Genomic DNA, 23372 nt, shown 5'->3' with positions numbered 1-23372 from the left:
CTATCACCTGCCCGAGAGACAAACATGGAAAACCTCACAACAGCAGGGCATGACGCCCAACGGCCTCTGGATGTCGTCGTTATCGGAGAAGCGCTGATCGACGTCGTGACCACCCCGAACAGCCAGGAAGAGCATCCAGGCGGATCCCCTGCAAACGTCGCCTGCGGCCTCGGGCACCTGGGGGTCGCCACAGGCCTGCTCACAGCCATCGCACCAGATGCAAGGGGAACATTGATAGAGGACAACCTCCGCAAGGCAGGAGTAGCTCTCCTGCCCGGCTCAAAATCCCTCACCCGGACGGCATCAGCCACAGCCACCCGAGGATCCGACGGATCCGCCACATACGACTTCGACATCCACTGGGACCTGCCGGCGGCAATGCCGGCCCAATGCCCCAGAATCCTCCATACAGGTTCAATCGCCACCTTCCTGAACCCCGGAGCCGGCACCGTGAAAGCGCTGCTCGAACAAGCCCACAAGCAGTGTGTCATCACCTACGACCCAAACATCAGGCCATCCCTGCTTGGCAGCCAGGCCGAAGCGAAAGCGATCTTCGAAGAACTCGTGGCCCTCACCAACGTCGTTAAACTCAGCGACGAGGACGCCCACTGGCTCTATCCCGGGAAAACGTTGGAAGAAACCGGGGAGCATATCCTCCGGCTGGGCACCGGACTGACTGTAATAACCAAGGGAGCCGAAGGCGCACTATTCACGTCCCCCGCCGCAACCATCATGAGCCCTGCAGCGAAGGCCACGGTTGTCGACACCATTGGCGCCGGGGACTCCTACATGGCCGCACTGATCCTGTGCCTCCTCACCCGCAGCACCGAAGGATTCCCGCCCGCCGTCATGGAGGCACTCGGACACACGGCCGCCGCAGCAGCGGCCATTACTGTTCAGCGAGCCGGAGCAAACCCGCCGACTCTGGACGAATTGAATTCTGCACTCGAAACACCCACGTCCAGCTACCACACAATTAAATAAATAGAGTCCGCCCGCTTGAGAGATCGTCTAACGGCAACGTCTCTCAAGCGGGCGGACTCAGGGGTACTGCAGGAACTAGAAGTCCCAGTCGTCGTCTTCCGTGTTCACGGCCTTGCCGATCACATAGGAAGAACCGGAGCCGGAGAAGAAGTCGTGGTTCTCGTCCGCATTCGGGGAGAGTGCGGACAGGATGGCCGGGTTCACGTCCGTCACGGTGGACGGAAACATGGCTTCGTAGCCCAGGTTCATCAGCGCCTTGTTGGCGTTGTAGTGCAGGAACTTCTTGACGTCCTCGGCCAGGCCAACGCCGTCGTACAGATCATGCGTGTACTGGACTTCGTTTTCGTACAGCTCAAAGAGCAGTTCGTACGTGTAGTCCTTGATCTCAGCCTTGCGTGCCTCGGACTCGCCTTCCAGACCCTTCTGGAACTTGTAGCCGATGTAGTAGCCGTGCACGGCCTCGTCACGGATGATCAGGCGGATCAGGTCAGCCGTGTTTGTCAGCTTGGCCCGCGAGGACCAGTACATCGGCAGGTAGAAGCCGGAGTAGAACAGGAAGGACTCCAGCAGCGTGGAGGCAACCTTCCGTTTCAGGGGGTCGTCGCCGCGGTAGTAGTCCGTGACAATGTGGGCTTTCTTCTGCAGGTTCTCGTTCTCGGTGGACCAGCGGAACGCCTCGTCAATCTCCTTGGTGGAGGCCAGCGTGGAGAAGATCGAGGAGTAGCTCTTGGCATGCACGGACTCCATGAACGCAATGTTCGTGTAGACCGCTTCCTCATGCGGGGTGAGCGCATCGGGGATCAGTGAGACGGCGCCAACGGTGGCCTGCATGGTGTCCAGCAGCGTCAGGCCGGTGAACACGCGCATGGTCAGCTGCTGCTCTTCGGGGGTGAGCGTGTTCCACGACTGGACGTCGTTGGACAGCGGCACCTTCTCGGGCAGCCAGAAGTTGTTGACCAGACGGTTCCAGACTTCCACGTCCTTCTCGTCCTGGATGCGGTTCCAGTTGATCGCCTGGACGCTGTCGATCAGCTTCAGCTTCTCGGTCATGAATGATTCCTTGTCTTGAAAGGGTGCGGCAGGTTATGCAGATATGACGTTAGTGAAACGTCACAACATACAGCTGACGCAACCTTCCACCTCAGTGCCCTCAAGCGCGAGCTGGCGCAGGCGGATGTAGTAGATGGTCTTGATGCCCTTGCGCCATGCGTAGATCTGGGCCTTGTTGATGTCACGCGTGGTAGCGGTGTCCTTGAAGAACAGCGTCAGGGACAGGCCCTGGTCCACGTGCTGCGTGGCAGCGGCGTAGGTGTCGATGATCTTCTCGTAGCCAATTTCGTACGCATCCTGGTAGTACTCCAGGTTGTCGTTAGTCAGGTACGGAGCCGGGTAGTAAACGCGGCCCAGCTTGCCTTCCTTGCGGATCTCGATCTTCGCGGCCACCGGGTGGATGGAAGAGGTCGAGTTGTTGATGTAGGAGATGGAACCCGTGGGCGGGACAGCCTGCAGGTTCTGGTTGTAAATGCCGTGCTCCATGACCGAAGCCCGCAGCGCAGCCCAGTCCTCCTGGGTGGGAATGTGGATGCCTTCGAACAGCTCGCGGACGCGCTCTGTCTTCGGGACCCATTCCTGGTTCACGTACTTGTCGAAGAACTCGCCGGTGGCGTACTTGGAGCGCTCGAAGCCGGCGAACTTGCGGCCGGTCTCAATCGAAAGCAGGTTGGAGGCCCGCACCGCGTGGTAGACCACGGAGTAGAAGTAGATGTTCGTGAAGTCGATGCCTTCTTCGGAGCCGTAGTACACCCGCTCCCGCGCCAGGTAGCCGTGCAGGTTCATCTGGCCCAGGCCGATGGCGTGCGAGGCGTCGTTGCCCTTGGCGATGGACGGAACGGAGCCGATGTGGCTCATGTCCGACACAGCGGTCAGAGCACGGATGGACGTCTCGATGGTCCGGCCGAAGTCCGGGGAGTCCATCGTCTTGGCGATGTTCAGCGAGCCGAGGTTGCAGGAGATGTCCTTGCCCGTCTCGGCGTAGGACAGGTCATCGTTGTACGTGGTGGGCTCGGAAACCTGGAGGATTTCGGAGCACAGGTTGGACATGATGATCTTGCCGTCGATCGGGTTTTCCCGGTTCACCGTGTCTTCGAACATGATGTACGGGTAGCCGGACTCGAACTGGATCTCGGCGAGGGTCTGGAAGAACTCGCGGGCCTTGATCTTGGTCTTCTTGATCCGTGCGTCGTCAACCATCTCGTAGTACTTCTCGGTGACCGAGATGTCGGAGAACGGGACGCCATAGACCTTTTCGACGTCGTACGGCGAGAACAGGTACATATCCTCGTCGCGCTTGGCCAGCTCAAAGGTGATATCGGGAACGACGACGCCGAGGGAGAGGGTCTTGATGCGGATCTTCTCGTCGGCGTTCTCGCGCTTGGTGTCCAGGAACCGGTTGATGTCCGGGTGGTGGGCGTGCAGGTACACCGCACCGGCACCCTGGCGGGCACCGAGCTGGTTGGCGTAGGAGAAGGAGTCTTCGAGGAGCTTCATCACGGGGATGACGCCGGAGGACTGGTTCTCGATCTGCTTGATCGGTGCACCGACCTCGCGGATGTTCGTCAGGGCGAAGGCCACGCCGCCGCCGCGCTTGGACAGCTGCAGGGCGGAGTTGATGGACCGGCCGATCGACTCCATGTTGTCTTCGATGCGGAGCAGGAAGCAGGAGACGAGCTCGCCGCGCTGGGCCTTGCCCGCGTTCAGGAACGTGGGGGTTGCAGGCTGGAAGCGGCCGCCGATGATTTCATCCACCATCTGCTCTGCAAGCTTCTCGTCGCCGCGGGCCAGGTGCAGGGCAACCATGCATACACGGTCTTCGTAGCGCTCCAGGTACCGCTTGCCGTCAAAGGTCTTCAGCGTGTACGAGGTGTAGAACTTGAAGGCACCCAGGAAGGTTTCGAAGCGGAACTTCTTCTTGTAGGCGCGCTGGTACAGGTCCTTGATGAAGGTCATGGAGTACTGGTCGAGAGTTTCCTTCTCGTAGTACTCGTTCTTGACCAGGTATTCCAGCTTCTCTTCCAGGTCGTGGAAGAACACGGTGTTGTTGTTGACGTGCTCGAGGAAGTACTGGCGCGCTGCAGCGCGGTCGGCGTCGAACTGGATCTCGCCGTTCTTGCCGTACAGGTTCAGCATGGCGTTGAGCTCGTGATAGCCGAGGTCCTTATAGGCCGCGGGGAGCTCCTTGGAGTCCGTCATGCCGGCTTCTGCGACTGATGCGTCCAAAACTCTTCCAATCCTTCGTTAACTTTGGCGACGTCGTCGGACGTGCCCATGAGTTCAAATCTATAGAGAACGGGGACCCTGCATTTCGCGGCGACGATATCCGCCGCGAGGCAATAGGATTCCCCGAAGTTTGTGTTGCCGGCGCCGATCACTCCCCGAATCAGGGAGCGGTTGTGCTCGTTGTTCAGGAATTTGATCACCTGCTTCGGGACGGCGCCGCGGGCTGCTGCCCCCGGCGATGCCGCGGTGCCCCCGTAAGTGGGCAGCAGCAGGACATACGGCCGCTGGGCCAGCAGGGTGGGTTCGGAGGTGTGCAGCGGGATACGTCCCGTCTGCGTGTCCAGCTTATCGGCGAATCGGCCGGTGTATCCGGACGCCGATGAAAAGAAAATCAAGGGTGCGCTGGTCACCGGTTGTTCATGTGCTGCGGATCCCGCTTCCGGGAGGGTCCCGGTGCGGTCTGCTATCCCCAGTGTCATGGTCCTGCGCTCCTGACGGTGCGGGTGCTGCGTGTGTGGTGCTGGTGCTGCGTGTTTGGTGCTGAGGAAGCCGTCTTAGGCGACCGAAGACACCGAGGACTGATCCAGTTCGGCGATCTTGTCCGGACGGAAACCGGACCAGGAGTCCTGGTCGGTAACAACAACGGGAGCCTGCATGTAACCCAGAGCGCGGACCCGTTCCAGAGCCTCGGCATCCTGGGACATATCCACGATCTGGTACGTGATGCCCTTCTTGTCCAGCGCCCGGTAAGTAGCGTTGCACTGAACGCAGGAGGGTTTGGTGTAAACCGTAACGGTCATGGTTGGTCTCCCCTTGTGAAGCCTTGAAGTCTGTCCATTGATACTACATCCAGACACTACATCTAGTGCGCAGCTCTGTGGGGAACCCCAAGATGATGTATTACAAGTATGTCATTCCCCTCCCCTGTCGTCCACAGCTAATGCACAGGACAGGCGCAAAAATTCCGCGGATTCCCGCAGTCCGGCCGAAGGTTCTCCACAGGCTGTGCAGAGTGAGCGCACAGGGTGCGGAAGGTAGCCAAGGCCACAAATTGAGCGCGTGTCGCGGAACCACGGCGTGTCGCCCCTGGCCGGCAACCGCGGCTCCCGCCGCGGCCCGGGCGCCGCCTCCGCGGGGATGCCGGGGCAGCGCTCCGCACAACGGATAAAGTGGTCGACGGCGGACGCATCAGCACCTCAACCGCACCCCACCTTGGAAGGCGGCACCCGTGGTAAACCCGATTCATCTCAAGACCCTCCTGGAAGTCATCCGGACGGGTTCCTTTGCCGCCGCCGCCCTCCGGCTGGGTTACACGGCGTCCGCCGTGTCCCAGCAGATGTCCGCCCTGGAACGCGCCACCGGCACCCACCTGTTTGAACGCTCAGCCCGCACGGCAGTACCCACGGAAGCCGCCGTCGTCATGGCCCGCCACGCCGCCAAGGTGCTCACCGACATGGACGCACTGATGGCCGCCTCCGCCAGGGTTGAGGCCGGGACGAGCCAGGAACTGCGCCTTGGCATTTTCCCCAGCCTGGCCACCTTTGCCCTCCCCCGCCTGATTCGCTCCCCCGGCTGGCAGGATCTGGGCATCAACCTCAAAATCCATGTGGCGGAACCGGGCCAGACCATCCAGGGGCTGCGTGCCGGCGGAGAGCTCGACGTCGCACTCATCTACCAGGTGGGACAGGGCGGGCTGGCCTGGCCCTCCACGATCAGCCGCGAGTGGCTCGGCGACGACAACTTCCGGGTGGTTCTCCCCCGGTCCTGGGGGATCCGGGAAGGATCACAGGTCTCCGCTGAACAGCTCTCGGACATGCCCTGGATCATGCACCACCCGGGGACCCCTGACGCACTGGTCATTGAACGGCTCTTCGCCGGCTGCAACCTGCACCCCCGCGTCGCTGCGTACTGTGATGACTTCAACGCAAGCCTGGAAATGGCCGCGGCAGGCCTCGGAGCGGCCCTGGTTCCGGAGCTGGCGATGCTCAACCGGCACGACGACGCAGTGGTTCTTGACGTGCCCGAGATCCGTCTTGCCCGGAGCATCTTTGCGCTGCTCATCAACGAACGCGGGAATCCGCAGGTCCGGCTGTTCCTGCATCAGCTCGCGGAAGTGCTGAGGACGCAGAGCATTGCACCCCGGACATCCGCGGCACCCTGACAGCAGCCGGCGCGCGGCCTCCGTGTGATCTGAGTTTCTGAACTGGGTCCGCAGGCCGGTCCCGGGCCATACTGAGCTGATGCCCTCTACCGGAAACCTCTTTCGCCGAACCGGCCGCTTACTGCGGGGAACCTCCCTCACTGCCCTGTCGACAAATTTCACCGGCATGCTCAGGTACACCCGCGTCCAGCTTGCGGTGAAAGCCGCCGCGGCAGTCGCCGTCGCCTGGACCGTTGCCCACCTGGTGCCCGGGGTGGCCGCCGAGTACCCGTACTACGCTCCGCTCGGAGCCCTTGTCAGCATGTACCCTACGGTCTCGGGTTCGGCGAAGGCGGGGCTTCAAACCCTCGTGGGTCTGGTCACGGGCATTGCGCTGGCCCTCACCGCCCTGCTGCTGGGCAACCCCACCACCTTGACAATCGCCCTGGTGGTGGGAGTCGGCGTCCTGCTCGCGGGCATCCCCAAGCTGGGCGCAGGCCAGGACTACCTGCCTATGGCGGCCCTGTTTGTCCTGGTGGTGGGAATCGACGATCCGGATGGTTACTCGCTCGGTTACGTCCTGCAGATGCTCGTGGGCGTAGGGGTGGGCCTGACGATCAACGCCGTTCTTTTCCCTCCGCTGCACCTGAACGGTGCCGTGGACGGCCTGGCCTCGCTGCGGCTGGCTCTTTCCCGCCAGCTCAAGGAGATGGGTACCGCCATTGCCGAATCCTGGCCGCCGAAGCATGAAGACTGGGCCAACCGCCGCACCGAACTCATCTCCTTCAGCAGGGAAGTGCGGGAATCCGTCCAGCTGGCGGACCGCAGCCGCTACGGTAACCTCCGCAGCCGCCGCCACAACCACGACCTCGACGCCGATTACCGGGCGCTGCGTGCCATGGAACGCGTCACCCTGTATGTGGAGGACATGACGGAGATGCTGTCCACAGCAATCTGGACCAGTCCGGAGGACATGCCTGTACCCGACCAGCTGGCAGAACAGCTCTCCGAGGCCATGCTCGCGTGCGGAGACGCCGTGCAAACCTGGGACGCGGACAGCGAGGAATTCTCAGCCGCGCGCGAAGCCGTCCAAAAACTCCAGATCGACATGAATACCGCCGCATCTCCAGACAGTCCGGTGGATGTCACGGCATCCCTGGCGATGAGCATGCGCCGGGTTCTGCGCACCATCAGAACCGAAGAAGACCAGCCCTAAGGTGCTGTTTGACAGCCGGTCGGCGCTAAGAGTTTAGCGGAAGACCCGAACGGGTAAACCAGTTCGGCAGCCAAGGACAGAAGCACCACGCAGCGAGGGCCAAGCGCAGCAGCTAGCCTGCCTCGGGCAGAAGGCCAAGCTCCGCCAACTGCCGGGTCATGCCGGCGCCGTCCGGAGCATAGATCCAAGGAATACCGGCCGGCCGCTCGCCCGACCGCGACGGCGAGCGGCCGCCGGCCAGGACGGCCTCCCCTGCCGAGAGTTGCCGGATCGCGATGGCCCGGACGTTCTCCGGGTGCCGCTTGGAGAATTCCGAATATATGGCCTCATCGTGCTGGCCGTTGTCACCGATCAGCAACCATTTGATCTGCGGGAATTCCTTCGCCAGACGCTCAAGCTGGGTCTTCTTGTGTTCCGGTCCGCTGCGGAACCAGCGGTCCCGCGTGGGTCCCCAGTCCGTCAGCAGCAAAGGCCCGGCCGGATACAGGTTGCGGGTGATGAAGCGGGTCAGTGTTGCTGCCACGTTCCACGCACCGGTGGACAGGTACAGGACCGGGCTGCCGGGGTTTTCCCGGGACAACCTGTCCATCATGACCGCCATGCCGGGGGTGGGCGTCCGGGCATGCTCATCCAGCACAAAGGTGTTCCATGCAGCCAGGAACGGCCGCGGGAGGGCGGTGACCATGACGGTGTCATCAATATCGGAGACCACGCCCACAGCGGCTGACGGATCCACGATATACACCGGGGCAACAGCGGCTTCCGAGTCCTCCGAACGCAGCGTGACGGAAGTCCAGCCCGGCGTCAGCTGCACGGGAATGACGACGTCGATGACGCCGCCGCGGTCAGCGGTCACCGAATGGCATTCTTCGCCGATCTCCACCGTGACGGATGCCTTGTTGATGGGCGGGCTCATGAAGTTGCGCCAGCCGCGGATGCCGTCGCGGATTGCTTTGGCACCGGCCGAATCGGCGTCCGGGGAACCGTACCCGGGCTTTGCAAGAATGACCCGGCCCAGGACACGGACCCACTCAGTGGTCCCGTACCCGGTAAAGGGCAGGACGGTCTGGACCTCCCCGCGTTTGCGGGCCCGTCCTTCACGGTAACTGTGAAGGGCATCTTCCAAACGCATGCCAATGTGGCTTGCCTGGTCTTTGACGGAGGGAGCGGCACCGGCGGAAGCGGGGACGCCGGCTGACGGGTCTGTGGGTGTGGAAGACATGGCTCCAGTCTGTCAGACATGTCCGCAGGCTGCTGTTCCGGCGGCCGGCCGGCTGCAGGCCTGCACAGACAAAAAGAAACCGGCAGCACCGTCCGTGGACGGTGCTGCCGGTTTCTGCCGGCGGCTAAAGCTCAGCGCCGGAACTGCGAGGTCATGGGGCAGTCGAACGGATCGCGCGCGGACAGGCCAACCGTGTTCAGGTACCGCACCACAATCCCGTAAGACTGGGTCAGCGACGTTTCGGTGTACGGGATCTTATGCTCGGCACAGTAGGCCTTCACAATCTCCGAGGCACGGGCCAAATGCGGACGGGGCATGTTCGGAAAAAGGTGGTGCTCAATCTGGTAGTTGAGGCCGCCCATCATCGTGTTCATGCCTCTGCCCCTGATGTTGCGGGAAGTGAGGACCTGACGGGACAGGAAGTCCACCTTGGAGTCCTTGGGCAGGATCGGCATGCCCTTGTGGTTGGGAGCAAAGGAAGCACCCATGTACACACCGAACACTGCCAGCTGAACACCGAGGAAGGCGAAGGCCATGCCCACCGGCAGGAAGAAGAAGACTGCTCCCACATAGAGTCCCAGGCGCAGGAACACCATGGTCAGTTCCAGGAAGCGGCCCTTGATCTGCTTGTTGGCAAACAGGTGCTTGATGGACGTGGCATGGAGGTTGATTCCCTCGAGCATCAGCAGGGGGAAGAACAGCCAGCCCTGACGGCGGGCAAACCAGGCCATGAAGCCCTTTTGCCTGGCAGCCTGCTCCGGGAGGAAGGAAATGGTGTCCATCTCGATATCCGGGTCCTTGCCCACCGTATTGGGGTTGGCGTGGTGCCGGCTGTGCTTGTTCATCCACCACTGGTAGCTGATGCCGACGACGGCGTTGGCCACGAAGCGCCCTGCGCGGTCATTCGCGGGTCCGGACTCAAACACCTGCCGGTGGGCTGCCTCATGGGCGATAAACGCCAACTGCGTAAACAGCACGCCCAGCGCAGCAGCGATCAGGAGCTGGAACCAGCTTTCACCGATCAGGAAGAAACCCGTGCCTGCGGCCGCGAGCCCGGCGCAGAGAAAAACAAACGTCGTGATGTAGAAAGAACGGCGGCGTTTCAGCAGCCCCTCATCACGAACGGCCTTCAACAGACCTGAATAGGCGCTGACGACGGAATTAGTGCGAGTCTTCGATGCTGCTCTTTTGACTGGTTGTGCAGTTGTGCTCATGCGGCCCTCTGGGGTTTTCGGCTTCCCAGCCGGCGGAATACGAGCAATTTCTGCTCTGCAGATATTCAAGCCTAACCCCTCTTCCTGTCAAAACCATGTGATGAGCACCTCTGCCTCCCATTCGGCTTTTGCAATAGATCATTTTTCCGCGGACCTGCACGGGGTATTAGCTGAAATACTTCTCAGTAAGCCAGAACGTCCCGCAGCTGCCCGGCGCCGATAACTCCTGCGCCTGCCTCAGCGCAGCGGTCCGCAAGTCCACGGTCGCTTGTGGCAACCGTGACCTGCCGTCCCTCAGCCGCCAGCCGCCGGGCACAGGAGACTATGGCGTCGTCGCCGGACCCCTGCGCCCGGACCAGTTCCACAGCGGCCACCGCGGTTGGCATCGTGACGGCCGGCAGGCCAGGAGCGGTAACGCCGCGGGACTGTCCCTCCACCACTACGGCATAATCGGGAAACCACAGATCTTCCGGCAGTCCCAAAACGTTGGCGGGAATCCCCCGCACCGCCAGATGCCCCACAGCTTCGAGCAGCCGCCGGGCAGCACCCGCCCGGTCTTTCCACCAGCCGTCGGGCACGGAACCAATGACGTTGGCGGCGTCAACCACCACCACGGGGCGCACTGCCAGCAGGGCCCTGAGCCGCGGCCAGGATGCGGCGAAGGCCGGATGCAGCGGAAAAGACTCCACCTCATCGAGCGGCACCCAGGCCAGTTCGCGGCTTTCGTGGTCGCTGATCACCGGTTCAAAAGGGACGGTGACATCGGCGGCCAGGGTGGAGTAAGACCAGACGCCGAGGTCCAGCACACTCATGACGCGCGGCCGGACGGACGCAGCGGGCACGCCGGCTTCTTCCGCTGCTTCGCGCAAAGCGGCTGCGGCAGCCGTTTCGTTTTCATGCAGTGCTCCCCCGGGCAAACCCCAGGTGTCCCCGTGGTGGCTCCACGAAGCACGGTGCTGCAGGAGGATGCCCCGGCGCCGGTCAAACGCCAGCAGCCCGGCCGCACCGAAGCGGCCCCAGTACCGCTGTCCGTCAGGTGCAGCAACCCACGCATCCCCGGGATTCCGCGGCCCCTGCGGGCGGCGCGGCTCATTGGATGCACCCTGCTCATTAATCATGTGCCCCACCCTGCCACACCGGCGGACGGTTACCGGCTGCGGCACCGTGGCTCATGGCTCATGGCTCATGGCTCATGGCTCCTAATCGCTTTCGGCAAAGCCTGCACCCGCGGATCTTTTCCACCTGATGCGCAAAGACAGCAGACACAAAAAATGTCCCGCCGTTTGGCGGGACATTTTCTCTTCAATTTTTGGTGGAGCTGAGGGGATTCGAACCCCTGACCCCCTGCATGCCATGCAGGTGCGCTACCAGCTGCGCCACAGCCCCAAAACACTTTCTCTTCGTTGCTTCCGCAACCGGGTTTCCACCGCAAAACCTCCGGCTTCCCGAAGATCCTGGTGGAGCTGAGGGGATTCGAACCCCTGACCCCCTGCATGCCATGCAGGTGCGCTACCAGCTGCGCCACAGCCCCAAATAAACTGTTTTCCACTATGCCTGAACTGTTGGATTTTGCATCCCCCGGCTCGAAGCAACTCCTCTACTTTAGTACAGAAATATCGGAGTGCAAAATCGATCGGCGCCGCACTAATTTAGCAGCTGTCTGCCCGTCGTCAGCCCTCCAGCGGACCGCTGGGAAGGGAGTCCAGGCCCACGTTGTGCTGGGTCAGATTCCAGCGCACGCCGCCTGCGGAGTCATCACGTTCCTCGAGCACGGACCAGTGGCAGTTCGAGACTCCGCTGATGACCGTCCAGGAGTCGGTCGGCAGGCCCAGCAACGCGCAGATCCCGGCCCGGATGGCTCCTCCATGGCTGACGGCCACGAGTGTTTCTCCGGGCTTCAGCACGTCTGCAGCCGCAGTAACGGCATCGGCCACCCGCCGCCCAACGTCCACGCGGCTTTCGCCGCCGCCGGCCCGCACGTCACCGCTGCCGGCTGACCAGCCGGCCTGTTCCTCGGGGAACCGGGCAGAGATGTCCGAAAAGAGCATCCCTTCCCAGGCTCCCGCAAACGTTTCCCGCAGGCGCACGTCCGTGGCTACCGGCTTTCCGATGGCTGTCCCCAGCGCCTGGGCGGTCACCAGAGCGCGGCTCAGGTCCGAGGAAATGATGACGTCGGGATGCAGGTGCCGCAGGACACCCGCCGCTTCGGCAGCCTGATGGACGCCGGAAGGGTCCAGGGCAATGTCCTGCTGGCCCTGGAACCTTCCCGCACGATTCCATTCCGTTCGGCCGTGCCGCCAAAAGACGACACGCTTGCCGGTACGGGCCGGATCCCAGGCCGCCGAAGAAGTCACAGCGGGATGCTACTCGGCGTCCGGCGCGGCAGGTGCCGCCGGAGCCGCAGTTTCGGCGTTGTCAACCTGCAGGTCAACGGCCGGGCAGTCCTTCCACAGGCGTTCCAGCGCGTAGAAGACGCGGTCTTCCTCGTGCTGGACGTGCACCACAACATTGGCGTAGTCCAGCAGGACCCAGCGGCCCTCGCTGCGGCCTTCACGGCGCACCGGCTTCAGACCCTTCTTGGCCAGCTCCTCTTCGATGCCGTCCACAATGGCGTTAACCTGGCGCTCGTTGGAGGCAGAGGCAATCAGGAACACGTCGGTGATGGCGAGGCGTTCGCTGACGTCGATGGCAACGATGTCGTTGGCCAGCTTGTCGGAGGCTGCCTGGGCTGCCACCCGTGCGATGTCGATGGATGATTCGGTGGCGCTCAAAGTGTCTCCTTGTATAACGTCAGCTGCCAAAGCCGCCGACGATCATTGCTACTGAAATGATCAGGGCAAGAATGCCCAGACCACCAATTCCCAGCGATACAAAACGCAGTCGCCGGGTGCGGCCGAGTCCGGCCGTCTTTACGTCCAACGGGTCAAGCCCGAAAGCGCTTCGTGCACCGACGGGCTTGGCGCCGTCAGCAGAATCAGGTGGCGCAGTGACCGGGGCATCAGCCCGGGCCAGGATGCGCGAGGGCCGTGCACCGGCAGAAGCCGGGGCGCGGCGAACCTCGAAGCGTTTGTCTCCGCCGCGGGACGTGCCCTGCGTCGCAGCGGGGACCGTCTTACCGGCCTGCTTCGGGGTGGTGGAAGTGACAATAGGAATGTGCGAGGTGGACGGAGGCCGCATAACCGGCCGGTCCACGCCGGGAATCTTAATAAATTCCAGCGGGGTGACCATCGCCAGGTTGTCGGCGGCGGCGGGGTCCTGGGCGGCGGACCTGCGCTGCTCGTTTTCCTGCGATATTCGCTGAATATTCTGCGTGCGCCGGTTCAGTACCGCCGCCCGCTCGGCCAGTGCCTTCTGCTGGGCCAGCAGATCAAGGTCGACGGCGTCGGGATCCTTCTCCTGGATGGCCTCCATGGCTGCCACCTGGTTCCTCGCCTGCGCCTGCAGTGCTTCCCGCGCCGCCAAAGCCTGTTCAACTGTCATGCCGGCAATATCCGCGTTGGCATCCGCACCTTTGGCGCCGTCGCTGTCCGGAGAGGCGCCGGCGGCCGCCGAAGCCTCCTGCCGGGACCGCAGGCGCCGGTCACGGCGTCCGCCTTCACGCACGGGATGCAGCGCTGCGGGCGGGGCGTCCACCACAGGAACCGGGACGGCATCGGCCGAAGACTCAGAGGAGACCGGGGTGGAGACAGAGTCAGCTCCGGCACGCTGCTGCTGCATCAACCTCAATTGGCGGCGGGTAGGCAGGCTTGACGGGTCATCCGCATCCGGGCGGGACTGCTTTTCCGCCAGGGCTTTGAGCGCACGCAGGGATTCACGTTCCCTGGCCCGCTGCTGGGACTCCCTTTCGCCGGGTCCAGCAGGGGCGTCCACCGGTACCTCAGCCGCGGGGCGGCTGCGCCGCTGTGCGTCTGCGGACTCTGGACCGTTAGTCATTTCCTACCCATTCGGTTTCTCTGTTTACGCTACTGGCTCTGAGGTTGCAGGCTCTTTTACGTGCTGGGGTTCAGCGGCATAGAGCCCGTGCTTGGCGATGTACTGGACCACCCCGTCCGGCACCAGGTACCAGACGGGTTCCCCGTCTGCCACCCGCTCCCGGCAGTCGGTCGAGGAAATGGCCATCGCGGGTACCTCAAGCAGGCTGACATCATCCCGGCCCATGTTTTCCAGCACGTGCCCGGGCCGCGTCACTCCCACAAAATGGGCCAGGGACCACAGCTCCTGGATATCCTTCCAGGAGAGGATCTGCGCCATGGCATCCGCACCGGTGATGAAGAACAGTTCCGCATCAGGGCGCGATTCCCTCAGGTCCCGCAGCGTGTCGATGGTGTAGGTCGGTCCGGGACGGTCAACGTCCACGCGGCTGACCGTAAACCGGGGGTTGGATGCCGTGGCAATAACGGTCATCAGGTAGCGGTGCTCCGGCGGGCTGACCTCCCGTGCAGACTTGTGCCACGGTTCCCCGGTGGGCACAAAGACTACTTCGTCCAGTCCAAAAACGGATGCCACTTCACTGGCTGCCACAAGGTGGCCGTGGTGGATGGGATCAAACGTCCCGCCCATAACGCCGAGCCGGACCCGCCGGCCCGCGTGTTCCTGCTCCGGCCGTGCCGCCGGCAGGTAAGCCTCTGGTGATCCCACGGGGGAATCAGCCCTCGATGCCCTGGCCGTGGTCGTGCTTGTTGGGGAACTGACGCTGGGGGTCAACGTGCTCGGCGGTTGCTTCGTGACGGTGGCCCACGCTCTGGAAGGAGATGGTTGCGAACATCAGCACCAGGAAGGCGCCCATGATGATGACGCCGTACATGATCGGGTCCATCGGAATGGATACGTGGTGTTCGGCCGTCTCGCTGGCAGCAAGTACGGCGCTGGAAAGCTGGGTCAGCATTGATCTCCCCTAGAGAGCTGTGAGTGGTTGTTCCGCCGGCGGCAGCAGACGGAGCAGTGGTTTGGAATAAGTCTACGCGCAAGCGCAGGTGACCCGCACCCGGCGGTGTCCACGGCGCACCGAGGTGAACCCCCGGACCGGCCGGGCATCAGGTCCGGATGTGCCCGTCGCCCTGGACGATCCATTTGGTGGTGGTCAGCTCCCGCAGTCCCATCGGACCCCGGGCGTGCATCTTCTGCGTGGAAATGCCCACTTCGGCACCCAGGCCAAGCTCCCCGCCGTCGGTGAAGCGGGTGGAAGCATTCACGATCACCGCGGCAGAGTCGATCTCCGCAATGAAACGCTCAGCGTTGGCAAGGTCATTGGTGATAATCGCCTCCGTGTGGCCGGTGGTCCAGCGGCGGATGTGCTCCAGCGCTTCGTCCATGTCATCCACCATGGCCACGGCGAGGTCCAGGTCCATGTATTCGCGGCCCCAGTCATCGTCGACTGCCGGCTGGGCATCCACACCGGCCGGCAGCATGGCCCGGACCCTTTCATCGGCATGCAACCGCACCCCGGCTCCGGCCAGGGCCGCCAGGACATCCCCGGCGGCAGCCGCGCCGCGGTGCACAAGAAGGGTTTCCACCGTGTTGCAGACACTGGGCCGCTGCGTTTTGGCGTTGAGCAGGATGTCTACGGCCATCTCCACCGGGGCACTCTGGTCCAGGTAGATGTGGACGTTGCCCTCCCCTGTTTCAATCACCGGAACCGCAGCGTTGGTGACCACCGTCTGGATGAGGTCGCGCCCTCCGCGCGGAATCAGCACATCAACTTTTCCGCGTGCCTTCATCAGGACGTTGGCACCTGCCCTGCCGTACGCGTCAACACTTTGCACGGCGTCCGCCGGGAGTCCGACGGCGTCCAGGGAGTCCCGGATAATGTCCACAAGCACGGCGTTGGTGTGTTCCGCCGCGCTGCCGCCGCGGAGCAGGACGGCGTTGCCGCTCTTCAGGGCCAGACCGGCAATATCCACGGTCACGTTGGGGCGGGCTTCGTAGATGGCTGCCACCACGCCCAGCGGGACATGCACCTGGCGCAGCCGCAGTCCGTTGGGCAGGGTCTGTCCGCGCGCCACCGATCCCACCGGGTCCGGCAGGCCGGCCAGCATCTCCAGGGCGGCTGCCAGGCCGTCAATCCGTTCCGGCGTCAGGGTAAGCCGGTCCAGGAGTGCCGCGGAAGTTCCCTTTGCCCTGCCGGCGGCAACGTCCTGCGCATTGGCAGCCAGCACCAGGTCACGCTTCGCAACCAGATTCCTGCCGATCTCCTGCAGGCCAAGGTCCTTCCAGGCGCGGTTTGCCCGGGCAAGGCGCCGTGCTGCGGTTCGCGCCCGGTCCGCTGCTGCGTGGACGCCTTCCTCGACTTCCCCGGCAGCAGTTCGCGAGCCGGATTCAACGGGTGTTCCGAGTCCGGTTGTTTCGGTTTCTGCGGATGTCTCTTCGACTGTTGTTTCTTCGACGATGTCGGAATGTGCATTCACGGCGCTCATCCTCCCAGTGTATTGACGGAGTCGGGGCTGGCAACGGCGGATCCGGGCACAGCGGACGCACCGGACGGGGCTCCGGCCTGCGGCCCGGAAGACACTCCCCCGGATTTGTGGTCGTGCAGAATGACCAGGTCATTCACGTGCACCACGGAGCGTTCAAAGCTGCGCCCCAGGTCTTTGGACAGTTCCCGGGTGGACCGGCCGAGCATCTGCGGCAGCTCATCGGATGCGTAATTGGTTAGGCCGTGGGCAATAACGTTTCCGGCCGGGTCGGCAATGGCCACCGGATCACCCGGCTCGAAGTGTCCGGTCACGGAGGTGATGCCTGCAGCCAGCAGCGACCGCCGGCGGTCCGCAACAGCCTTGGCGGCGCCGTCGTCCACCACCAGCGTGCCCTGGATGCGGGCCACGTGCGCCAGCCAGAGCAGCCGGACCGGCTGGCGGCGGCCCCGGCCCACAAACCAGGTCCCCACGTCCTCGCCGGCCAGTGCGGCTGCGGCGTTGGCCGTGGATGTGACCAGAGCGGGAATGCCGGACTGTGCCGAGATGGTGGCGGCCTCCACTTTGGTGGCCATCCCGCCGGTGCCCACGCCGGCCTTGCCCACTTTGCCGATCCGGACGTCTTCCAGGTCAGCCATGCCGGTGACCTGCGGTATGCGCACGGCTCCTTCGGAGGGCGGCCCGTCATAGAGGGCATCGACGTCGGAAAGCAGGATCAGTGCGTCCGCTTTCACGAGGTGGGCAACAAGGGCGGCCAGCCGGTCATTGTCGCCAAAACGGATTTCGTGGCTGGCGATGGTGTCATTTTCGTTCACGATGGGCACGACGCCGAAGTTCAGCAGCCGTTCCATGGCCCGGTTCGCGTTGGCGTGGGTGGTGCGCCGCATCAGGTCCTCGACGGTGAGCAGGACCTGGCTGACGGTGACGCCGTGGCGTCCGAAGGCTTCCGTATAACGGGCCATCAGAAGCCCCTGGCCCACGGAGGCGGCAGCCTGCTGGGAGGACAGCTGGGCGGGGCGCTTGGCCAGTCCCAGCGGCGCCAGTCCGGCGGAGATGGCGCCGGAGGAGACCAGGATGATTTCGGTGCCCGCTGCTCTTCGGGCCGCCAGGACATCCGCCAGCGCGGTGAGGGCTTCATCGGAAATGCCGCCGGCAACGGTGGTGAGGGACGACGAGCCCACCTTAACGACGATGCGCTGAGCCCGGGCGAGGCCGGAGCGGGAGCGAAGCGCCGCCCGTTTGGGCGCAGGAACAGAAGTCGGGGTTGCTGTGTGTTCAGTCATATCCCCACCACTTTATGCATATCCTGCGCCCAACCGGGCAGTGTGAAGCTGCTATTCGCCGTCTTTGGCAGCTGCCGGCGGATTGTGCTTATAGTTCACCGATTCGGTCCAGATGCCGGCTTTGCGCTCGGCTTCCAGCTCGGCACGCGCTGCGGCGCGGGCATCGCGGCGGGCCTGGTGGTCTTCCTTTTTTTCCTCGCGGGTGGGCCGTGAGAACTCCTCGATACGGATGTCCGATCCCCGCGGGGAAGCTGCCAGCAGCTCCGCGCCGCCGATCATGGTCGGCTCCCAGTCGAAGACGACGCCGTCGCCCTCGCCGATTACCACGGCGTCGCCGGGCTTGGCGCCGGCCTTGAAGAGCTTGTCCTCAACGCCGAGCTTGGCCAGGCGGTCGGCCAGGTAGCCCACTGCCTCATCGTTGGTGAAGTCGGTCTGCTGGACCCAGCGCACCGGCTTGTCGCCAAGGACGCGGAAGAGCGGTTCCATGTTGCGCTCTTCCCGGCGGATGGTGAATCCGCCCTTGGCATCCGCGTTCCGGACCCGCAGCGTGGGGGTCTTTACGCGCGGCGGGGCGCTCTGGACGGCGGCACGGGCGTCACGGACAATTTCTGCCATGGCGAAGCCCAGGGGCTTGAGGCCCTCATGGCTGGACGCCGAGACTTCGAAGACGCGGTAGCCGCGCTTCTCCAGTTCCGGGCGCACAAATTCAGCCATGTCGCGGCCGTCGGGAACGTCCACCTTGTTCAGGGCTACGAGCCGCGGGCGCTGGTTCAGCGGCACAACGTCGCCGTCGCTGCCCGCGAAGCTCATGTCCACCGAGTACTTGTCGAGCTCTTTTTCGATAACGTCAAGATCACCCAGCGGATCACGGTCCGTCTCCAGCGCGGCACAGTCCAGGACGTGCACCAGCGCGGCGCAGCGTTCAACGTGGCGCAGGAAGTTGTGGCCCAGGCCCTTGCCCTCGGAGGCGCCTTCGATGAGGCCCGGAACGTCGGCCACGGTGAAGCGGACGTCACCGGCCTGCACCACGCCGAGGTTCGGCACCAGGGTGGTGAAGGGGTAATCGGCGATCTTTGGCCGGGCCGCGGACATGGCAGCGATCAGCGAGGACTTGCCGGCGGACGGGAAGCCCACCAGGGCAATGTCGGCAATGGACTTCAGCTCAAGGACGATGTCCCGCTCGTCACCGGGCACGCCGAGCAGCGCGAAGCCGGGGGCCTTGCGCTTCTGGGAGGAAAGCGAGGAGTTGCCCAGTCCGCCCTGGCCGCCGGCGGCGGCAATGTATTCGGCGCCTTCGCCCACCAGGTCGGCAAGGACTTCGCCATCCCTGCTCTTGACGACGGTGCCGTCCGGAACGGGCAGGATGAGGGTCTCGCCGGTCTTGCCGTTGCGCCAGTCACCCATGCCGTTGCCGCCGTTGGTGGCGTGGCGGTGCGGAAGGTGGTGGTAGTCGAGCAGCGTGGTGGAGCTGGAGTCAACGCGCAGGATGACGTCGCCGCCGTCGCCGCCGTTTCCGCCGTCGGGCCCGCCCAGGGGCTTGAACTTTTCACGCTTGACGGACACGCAACCATGGCCGCCTGTACCGCCCGAAACATGCAGCACTACGCGGTCTACAAAACTGGCCATGGTTCTCCTTCAAAGGAACTACTTGATCATTGCCAATTCTACTTGGCTTAAAAGACGACGGGGCGGGCCATCAGGCCCGCCCCGTCGGAAAAGCTAATTGCCGGTGATTACTCGGCGGCTGCAGCAGCCACGATGTTCACGACGCGGCGGCCGCGACGGCTGCCGAATTCAACTGCGCCTGCTTCGAGGGCGAACAGTGTGTCGTCGCCTCCGCGGCCAACGCCCTCTCCCGGGTGGAAGTGGGTTCCACGCTGGCGGACGATGATTTCGCCTGCCTTGACAACCTGGCCGCCGAAACGCTTTACGCCGAGGTACTGGGCGTTGGAGTCGCGACCGTTGCGAGTGGAACTCGCACCTTTCTTATGTGCCATTTTCTACTGCCTGCCTTTGCTAACTGATTATGAAACTCAGGGGCGGGATGCTTCCCGCGTTCCCGGCTCCCGATGGAGCCGGCACGAGAATCAGGAGTTGATGGACGTAACCTTGACCTTGGTCAGCGAGGAGCGGTAGCCCTGACGCTTCTTGTAGCCGGTCTTGTTCTTGAACTTCTGGATGACAATCTTCGGACCCCGAAAATTCTCAACGATCTCTGCCGTCACGGTGACCTTGGCCAGGTCCTGTGCGGAAGAGGTGACCTGGTCGCCATCAACCAAAAGCAGGGCGGGCAGCTCAAATGTGCTGCCGGCTCCACCGGGGACGCGGTCCAGGGTTACGAGGTCTCCGACGGAAACCTTTTCTTGGCGGCCGCCAGCGCGGACAATCGCGTACACCACTTGGGAACTCACTTCTCTCGACGTTTATACTTGGATGCGCATCTGGCTGGGCTCAAATTTGCCCGCCTTGCGCCATGCAGTCACGCCCTGTACCGAAAACGGTTTTGAAGGCGTTCGCACCGAAGTTCAAGGTTACGCTACGCAACCGATAACCCGCAAATGCTGGGCTTCCAGGCGCGCCGCCTCTTCGGACGTCACTGCTCTCGTTCTACTTTATAGCATTTCACGCTGCACTGTTTCCCCCGGCAAAGCGAAGGAGGCGGCCATCCCCGGACTGGGGATGGCCGCCTCCTTTACTGGTTCGCTTCAGGGCGCCGCCCGGGGCGGGTCAGAGCTCCGAGGCAGGGACGCCGACGCCGAGGATCACCGGCGCACTGCCGCCGGTTTCGCGGCGCTTTTCCTGCTTCTGCGCCGGGGAGGGCGCAGCGGTGCGGTGCACAGCCACCGGAGCGGCAGGCACGGTGGAGCCGGTCTCCCCGATCCGGATGGCGTCCGCCCCTGACGCACCCTGCGGGCTGCCTGCGGCACGACGGCGGCGGGGAGTCCGCGCGGGCGCAGCAGCTGCTTCCGGTGCGGCGGACGGCTCCGGTGCTGCTGCCCGGGCCGGGGCGGCAGCTGCGGGCCGTGCCGGGGGTTCAGCCGCAGCAGGTGCATTCGCCCCGGCTGCCGGGGCATCCGGTACGGCGGGGGGCTGAACGTTCCGTGCCGCAGCACTGCTGCGGCGGGAACGGCGCGGCGGCCGTGCCTGGCTGTCCTGTGCCGGGGCGTCCCCGGCAGGCTTCTTCTCCGCCTCCTGATTGCCCTCCGGAGCCGCTGCTGCAGCTACCTCATTGAAGGCCTCAGTGAGGCTTTCAAGGGTGAACCGGGACTCCTCACGGGCCGGCTCGCGCCGGTCCCGGCGCGGAACCACCACGGTCTCGCCCTGGATATTCAGGACGGCACCGGCAACAGACCCGGGGGCACCGGCGGACGCGGCCGCCGGCTCCGATCCTGCATGGTCCGGCTGCTTCCGCTCTGCGGACTTCTCCCCCGATTCAACGGTGTCATGGGCGGCAGCCGTGGCGGCAGCGATCGTAGCCAGAGCAGCGCGGGCAGCCTCGGCCTTGGCCTTGGCCTGCCGCTCAGCCTCACTCTGACCGGACTCCGGTGTCTTGGCAGGCTCCTCGGCCGGCACGGCAGCAGCGTTATTCTGCTGCGGCGCGCCGGAGCCGCGGCTGCGGTTGCGCTTGCGGTCCCCGCGGGACTGCTTCTCCTGCTTCAGGTGCTGCTGGTGGTTGTCTTCAGACACCGCATGAGCCGCCGTGCTGTTTGCGGGGCTGCCGCTGTAATTGCTGTTCCGGCGGTGCTCCACGGGAATGTCATGCGTGATGACGCCGCGGCCGGCGCATGCCTCGCACTCTTCGCCGAAGACTTCGAGCAGCCCGGTGCCCATGCGCTTGCGCGTCATCTGGACCAGTCCCAGGGACGTCACCTCGGCAACCTGGTGCTTGGTCCGGTCCCGGCCCAGGCATTCCACGAGCCGGCGCAGGACCAGGTCCCGGTTGGCCTCGAGGACCATGTCAATGAAGTCGATGACAATAATGCCGCCAATATCGCGCAGGCGCAGCTGCCGGACAACTTCCTCGGCCGCTTCCAGGTTGTTCTTGGTGACGGTTTCTTCCAGGTTGCCGCCGGTGCCGGTGAACTTGCCGGTGTTGACGTCCACCACTGTCATGGCTTCGGTGCGGTCGATCACCAGGGAGCCGCCGGAGGGCAGGAACACCTTGCGGTCCAGCGCCTTGGCAATCTGCTCGTCAATGCGGCTGGCGGCAAAGATGTCCTCATCCTGGGTCCACTTCTCCAGCCGGCCCACCAGATCAGGTGCCACGTAGGTGACGTAGGCCTCGATGGTGTCCCAGGCTTCGTCGCCCGAAACGATCAGCTTGGAGAAGTCCTCATTGAAGACGTCGCGGACCACCTTGATGGTCAGATCCGGCTCACCGTACAGCAGCTCAGGAGCCAGGGTCTTGGTGGACTTGGCCTTAGCCTCGATGTTCTCCCACTGCGCGCGGAGCCGGTTGATGTCATTCATCAACTCTTCCTCGCTGGCACCTTCAGCCGCGGTGCGGACAATCACGCCGGCGTTTTCCGGCAGGTGGTCCTTGAGGATCTTCTTCAGCCGGTTGCGTTCAACGTCAGGCAGCTTGCGGGAAATGCCAGTCATTGAGCCGCCCGGCACGTAGACGAGGTACCGGCCCGGCAGTGAGATCTGACTGGTCAGCCGGGCGCCCTTGTGGCCCACCGGATCCTTGGTGACCTGGACCAGGACGGAGTCGCCGGACTTCAGCGCCAGCTCGATGCGGCGCGGCTGGCCGTCCAGGCCAGCAGCGTCCCAGTTGACTTCACCCGCGTACAGCACGGCGTTGCGGCCGCGTCCAATATCCACGAAGGCAGCTTCCATGCTGGGCAGCACGTTCTGGACCTTGCCGACGTAGACGTTGCCGATCAGGGAGTCCTGCTGGGTGTTGGAGACAAAGTGCTCGGCGAGGACGCCGTCTTCCAGGACACCAATCTGGATCCGCTCATCACGCTGGCGGACGATCATCTGCCGGTCAACCGATTCACGGCGGGCCAGGAACTCAGCCTCGGTGATCACATGGCGGCGGCGGCCCGATTCACGGGATTCACGCCGGCGCTGCTTCTTGGCTTCGAGGCGGGTGGAACCCTTGACGCTGGTGACCCGGTCGGAAACGGGGGCATCGGCGTGGGCGCGCGGTGCGCGGACTCGGGTCACCGTGTTGGGCGGATCATCGTCCGTTCCCCCGGTGAGCTCAAGATCGGCATCTCCGCGGCGGCGCCGCCGGCGGCGGCGGGAGGTGACACCTTCAGCATTGTCCGGCCCGGCAGCCTGTTCCGGGGACGTTCCTGTTTCGGAGTCATCCTCAGCGGCAGCGGCAGCGGCACTGGAGGATTCGCTGCGGGTACGGCTGCGTCCGCGCCGGCTGCGGCGGCGGCTGCGGTTGTCCTCGGAGTCCTCATCAGCCTCGGAGCCCTCCTCGGCGCCGTGCGCCGGGACGGGGCGGACAGCGCTCAGATCCGGTGCGTGGAAAAGGGGAAGCGCCGGAATCGCGAAGGGATTCAGGTTGGAGGGAGCGTCCTCCTCCCCGGCCTTCGCTTCCTGCTGCTCCACCGTTCCGGCCGGGGCTGCTTCAGCGGCAGCTGTCCCCTCGGGAGACGGCGCCTGCGCAG

General features: G+C 64.1%; 21 protein-coding genes and 2 tRNA genes. 3 read left to right on the top strand and 20 right to left on the bottom strand.

Annotation, left to right across the window (positions count from 1 at the left end):
- Positions 1–24: 24 nt before the first annotated feature.
- Positions 25–984 (top strand): carbohydrate kinase, encoded by a 960-nt coding sequence (locus QMA10_RS16155; RefSeq protein WP_290169996.1) that lies wholly within the window; start codon positions 25–27, stop codon positions 982–984.
- A 75-nt stretch (positions 985–1059) separates the two neighbouring features.
- On the opposite strand, the gene nrdF is transcribed toward QMA10_RS16155, so the two are convergent.
- The 4 genes from nrdF to nrdH form a co-directional block, all read right to left on the bottom strand.
- Positions 1060–2034 carry a class 1b ribonucleoside-diphosphate reductase subunit beta gene (nrdF, locus tag QMA10_RS16150; protein WP_290169994.1) on the bottom strand — a complete coding sequence of 325 codons (975 nt, stop codon included), beginning with the start codon at positions 2032–2034 and terminating at the stop codon, positions 1060–1062.
- 60 nt (positions 2035–2094) lie between these two features.
- Positions 2095–4233, bottom strand: coding sequence for a class 1b ribonucleoside-diphosphate reductase subunit alpha (nrdE, locus tag QMA10_RS16145; protein WP_290170015.1), 2139 nt, complete (start codon positions 4231–4233; stop codon positions 2095–2097).
- Positions 4230–4739 (bottom strand): class Ib ribonucleoside-diphosphate reductase assembly flavoprotein NrdI, encoded by a 510-nt coding sequence (gene nrdI, locus QMA10_RS16140; protein ID WP_290169993.1) that lies wholly within the window; start codon positions 4737–4739, stop codon positions 4230–4232. The genes nrdE and nrdI overlap by 4 nt, the downstream gene beginning before the upstream one ends.
- 75 nt (positions 4740–4814) lie before the next feature.
- A complete protein-coding gene (nrdH, locus tag QMA10_RS16135) occupies positions 4815–5060 on the bottom strand; it encodes a glutaredoxin-like protein NrdH (RefSeq protein ID WP_290169990.1) in 246 nt (81 codons plus the stop codon).
- A gap of 428 nt (positions 5061–5488) precedes the next feature.
- Between nrdH and QMA10_RS16130 the strand changes: the two genes are divergently transcribed.
- Positions 5489–6421, top strand: a complete 933-nt coding sequence (locus QMA10_RS16130; RefSeq protein ID WP_290169989.1) for a LysR family transcriptional regulator — start codon at positions 5489–5491, stop codon at positions 6419–6421.
- A gap of 166 nt (positions 6422–6587) precedes the next feature.
- Positions 6588–7616, top strand: coding sequence for an FUSC family protein (locus QMA10_RS16125; RefSeq protein WP_290169988.1), 1029 nt, complete (start codon positions 6588–6590; stop codon positions 7614–7616).
- Between the two features lie 112 nt (positions 7617–7728).
- Here QMA10_RS16125 and QMA10_RS16120 read toward each other — a convergent pair whose 3' ends face one another.
- The 16 genes from QMA10_RS16120 to QMA10_RS16045 form a co-directional block, all read right to left on the bottom strand.
- Complete coding sequence (locus tag QMA10_RS16120; RefSeq protein WP_290170014.1) at positions 7729–8748, bottom strand: phosphatase domain-containing protein; 1020 nt, start codon at positions 8746–8748, stop codon at positions 7729–7731.
- A 221-nt stretch (positions 8749–8969) separates the two neighbouring features.
- Entirely contained in the window at positions 8970–10052 is a 1083-nt protein-coding gene (locus QMA10_RS16115; RefSeq protein ID WP_290169987.1) for an acyl-CoA desaturase, read from the bottom strand.
- Positions 10053–10234: 182 nt separating this feature from the next.
- Entirely contained in the window at positions 10235–11170 is a 936-nt protein-coding gene (locus tag QMA10_RS16110; RefSeq protein ID WP_290169985.1) for an NUDIX domain-containing protein, read from the bottom strand.
- A gap of 192 nt (positions 11171–11362) precedes the next feature.
- Positions 11363–11438: transfer RNA gene (locus QMA10_RS16105), tRNA-Ala, on the bottom strand.
- Between the two features lie 69 nt (positions 11439–11507).
- Positions 11508–11583: transfer RNA gene (locus QMA10_RS16100), tRNA-Ala, on the bottom strand.
- A gap of 139 nt (positions 11584–11722) precedes the next feature.
- Positions 11723–12406 (bottom strand): histidine phosphatase family protein, encoded by a 684-nt coding sequence (locus tag QMA10_RS16095; protein ID WP_290169983.1) that lies wholly within the window; start codon positions 12404–12406, stop codon positions 11723–11725.
- A gap of 9 nt (positions 12407–12415) precedes the next feature.
- On the bottom strand, positions 12416–12823 hold the full coding sequence (gene rsfS, locus QMA10_RS16090; protein ID WP_290169981.1) for a ribosome silencing factor: 408 nt from the start codon (positions 12821–12823) through the stop codon (positions 12416–12418).
- A gap of 19 nt (positions 12824–12842) precedes the next feature.
- A complete protein-coding gene (locus tag QMA10_RS16085) occupies positions 12843–13985 on the bottom strand; it encodes a hypothetical protein (RefSeq protein WP_290169980.1) in 1143 nt (380 codons plus the stop codon).
- Positions 13986–14009: 24 nt separating this feature from the next.
- Entirely contained in the window at positions 14010–14669 is a 660-nt protein-coding gene (gene nadD / locus QMA10_RS16080; protein WP_290170012.1) for a nicotinate-nucleotide adenylyltransferase, read from the bottom strand.
- A 28-nt stretch (positions 14670–14697) separates the two neighbouring features.
- Positions 14698–14937, bottom strand: coding sequence for a hypothetical protein (locus QMA10_RS16075; RefSeq protein ID WP_290169977.1), 240 nt, complete (start codon positions 14935–14937; stop codon positions 14698–14700).
- A 148-nt stretch (positions 14938–15085) separates the two neighbouring features.
- Positions 15086–16465, bottom strand: coding sequence for a glutamate-5-semialdehyde dehydrogenase (locus tag QMA10_RS16070; RefSeq protein ID WP_290169976.1), 1380 nt, complete (start codon positions 16463–16465; stop codon positions 15086–15088).
- The gene (gene proB / locus QMA10_RS16065; RefSeq protein ID WP_290169975.1) at positions 16462–17745 is read right to left on the bottom strand and encodes a glutamate 5-kinase; all 1284 of its coding nucleotides are present in this window, start codon (positions 17743–17745) and stop codon (positions 16462–16464) included. The genes QMA10_RS16070 and proB overlap by 4 nt, the downstream gene beginning before the upstream one ends.
- A gap of 51 nt (positions 17746–17796) precedes the next feature.
- On the bottom strand, positions 17797–19371 hold the full coding sequence (gene obgE / locus QMA10_RS16060; protein ID WP_290169974.1) for a GTPase ObgE: 1575 nt from the start codon (positions 19369–19371) through the stop codon (positions 17797–17799).
- Positions 19372–19478: 107 nt separating this feature from the next.
- Positions 19479–19742, bottom strand: a complete 264-nt coding sequence (gene rpmA / locus QMA10_RS16055) for a 50S ribosomal protein L27 (protein ID WP_104053918.1) — start codon at positions 19740–19742, stop codon at positions 19479–19481.
- Positions 19743–19832: 90 nt separating this feature from the next.
- A complete protein-coding gene (rplU, locus tag QMA10_RS16050; RefSeq protein ID WP_104053917.1) occupies positions 19833–20144 on the bottom strand; it encodes a 50S ribosomal protein L21 in 312 nt (103 codons plus the stop codon).
- A gap of 328 nt (positions 20145–20472) precedes the next feature.
- The coding region (locus tag QMA10_RS16045) for an Rne/Rng family ribonuclease (protein ID WP_290169970.1) at positions 20473–23372 on the bottom strand (2900 nt) is incomplete at its 5' end.

Source organism: Arthrobacter sp. APC 3897, from assembly GCF_030407495.1.
GTDB lineage: Bacteria > Actinomycetota > Actinomycetes > Actinomycetales > Micrococcaceae > Arthrobacter_B.
This window is presented reverse-complemented; position numbering and strand designations above follow the sequence as displayed.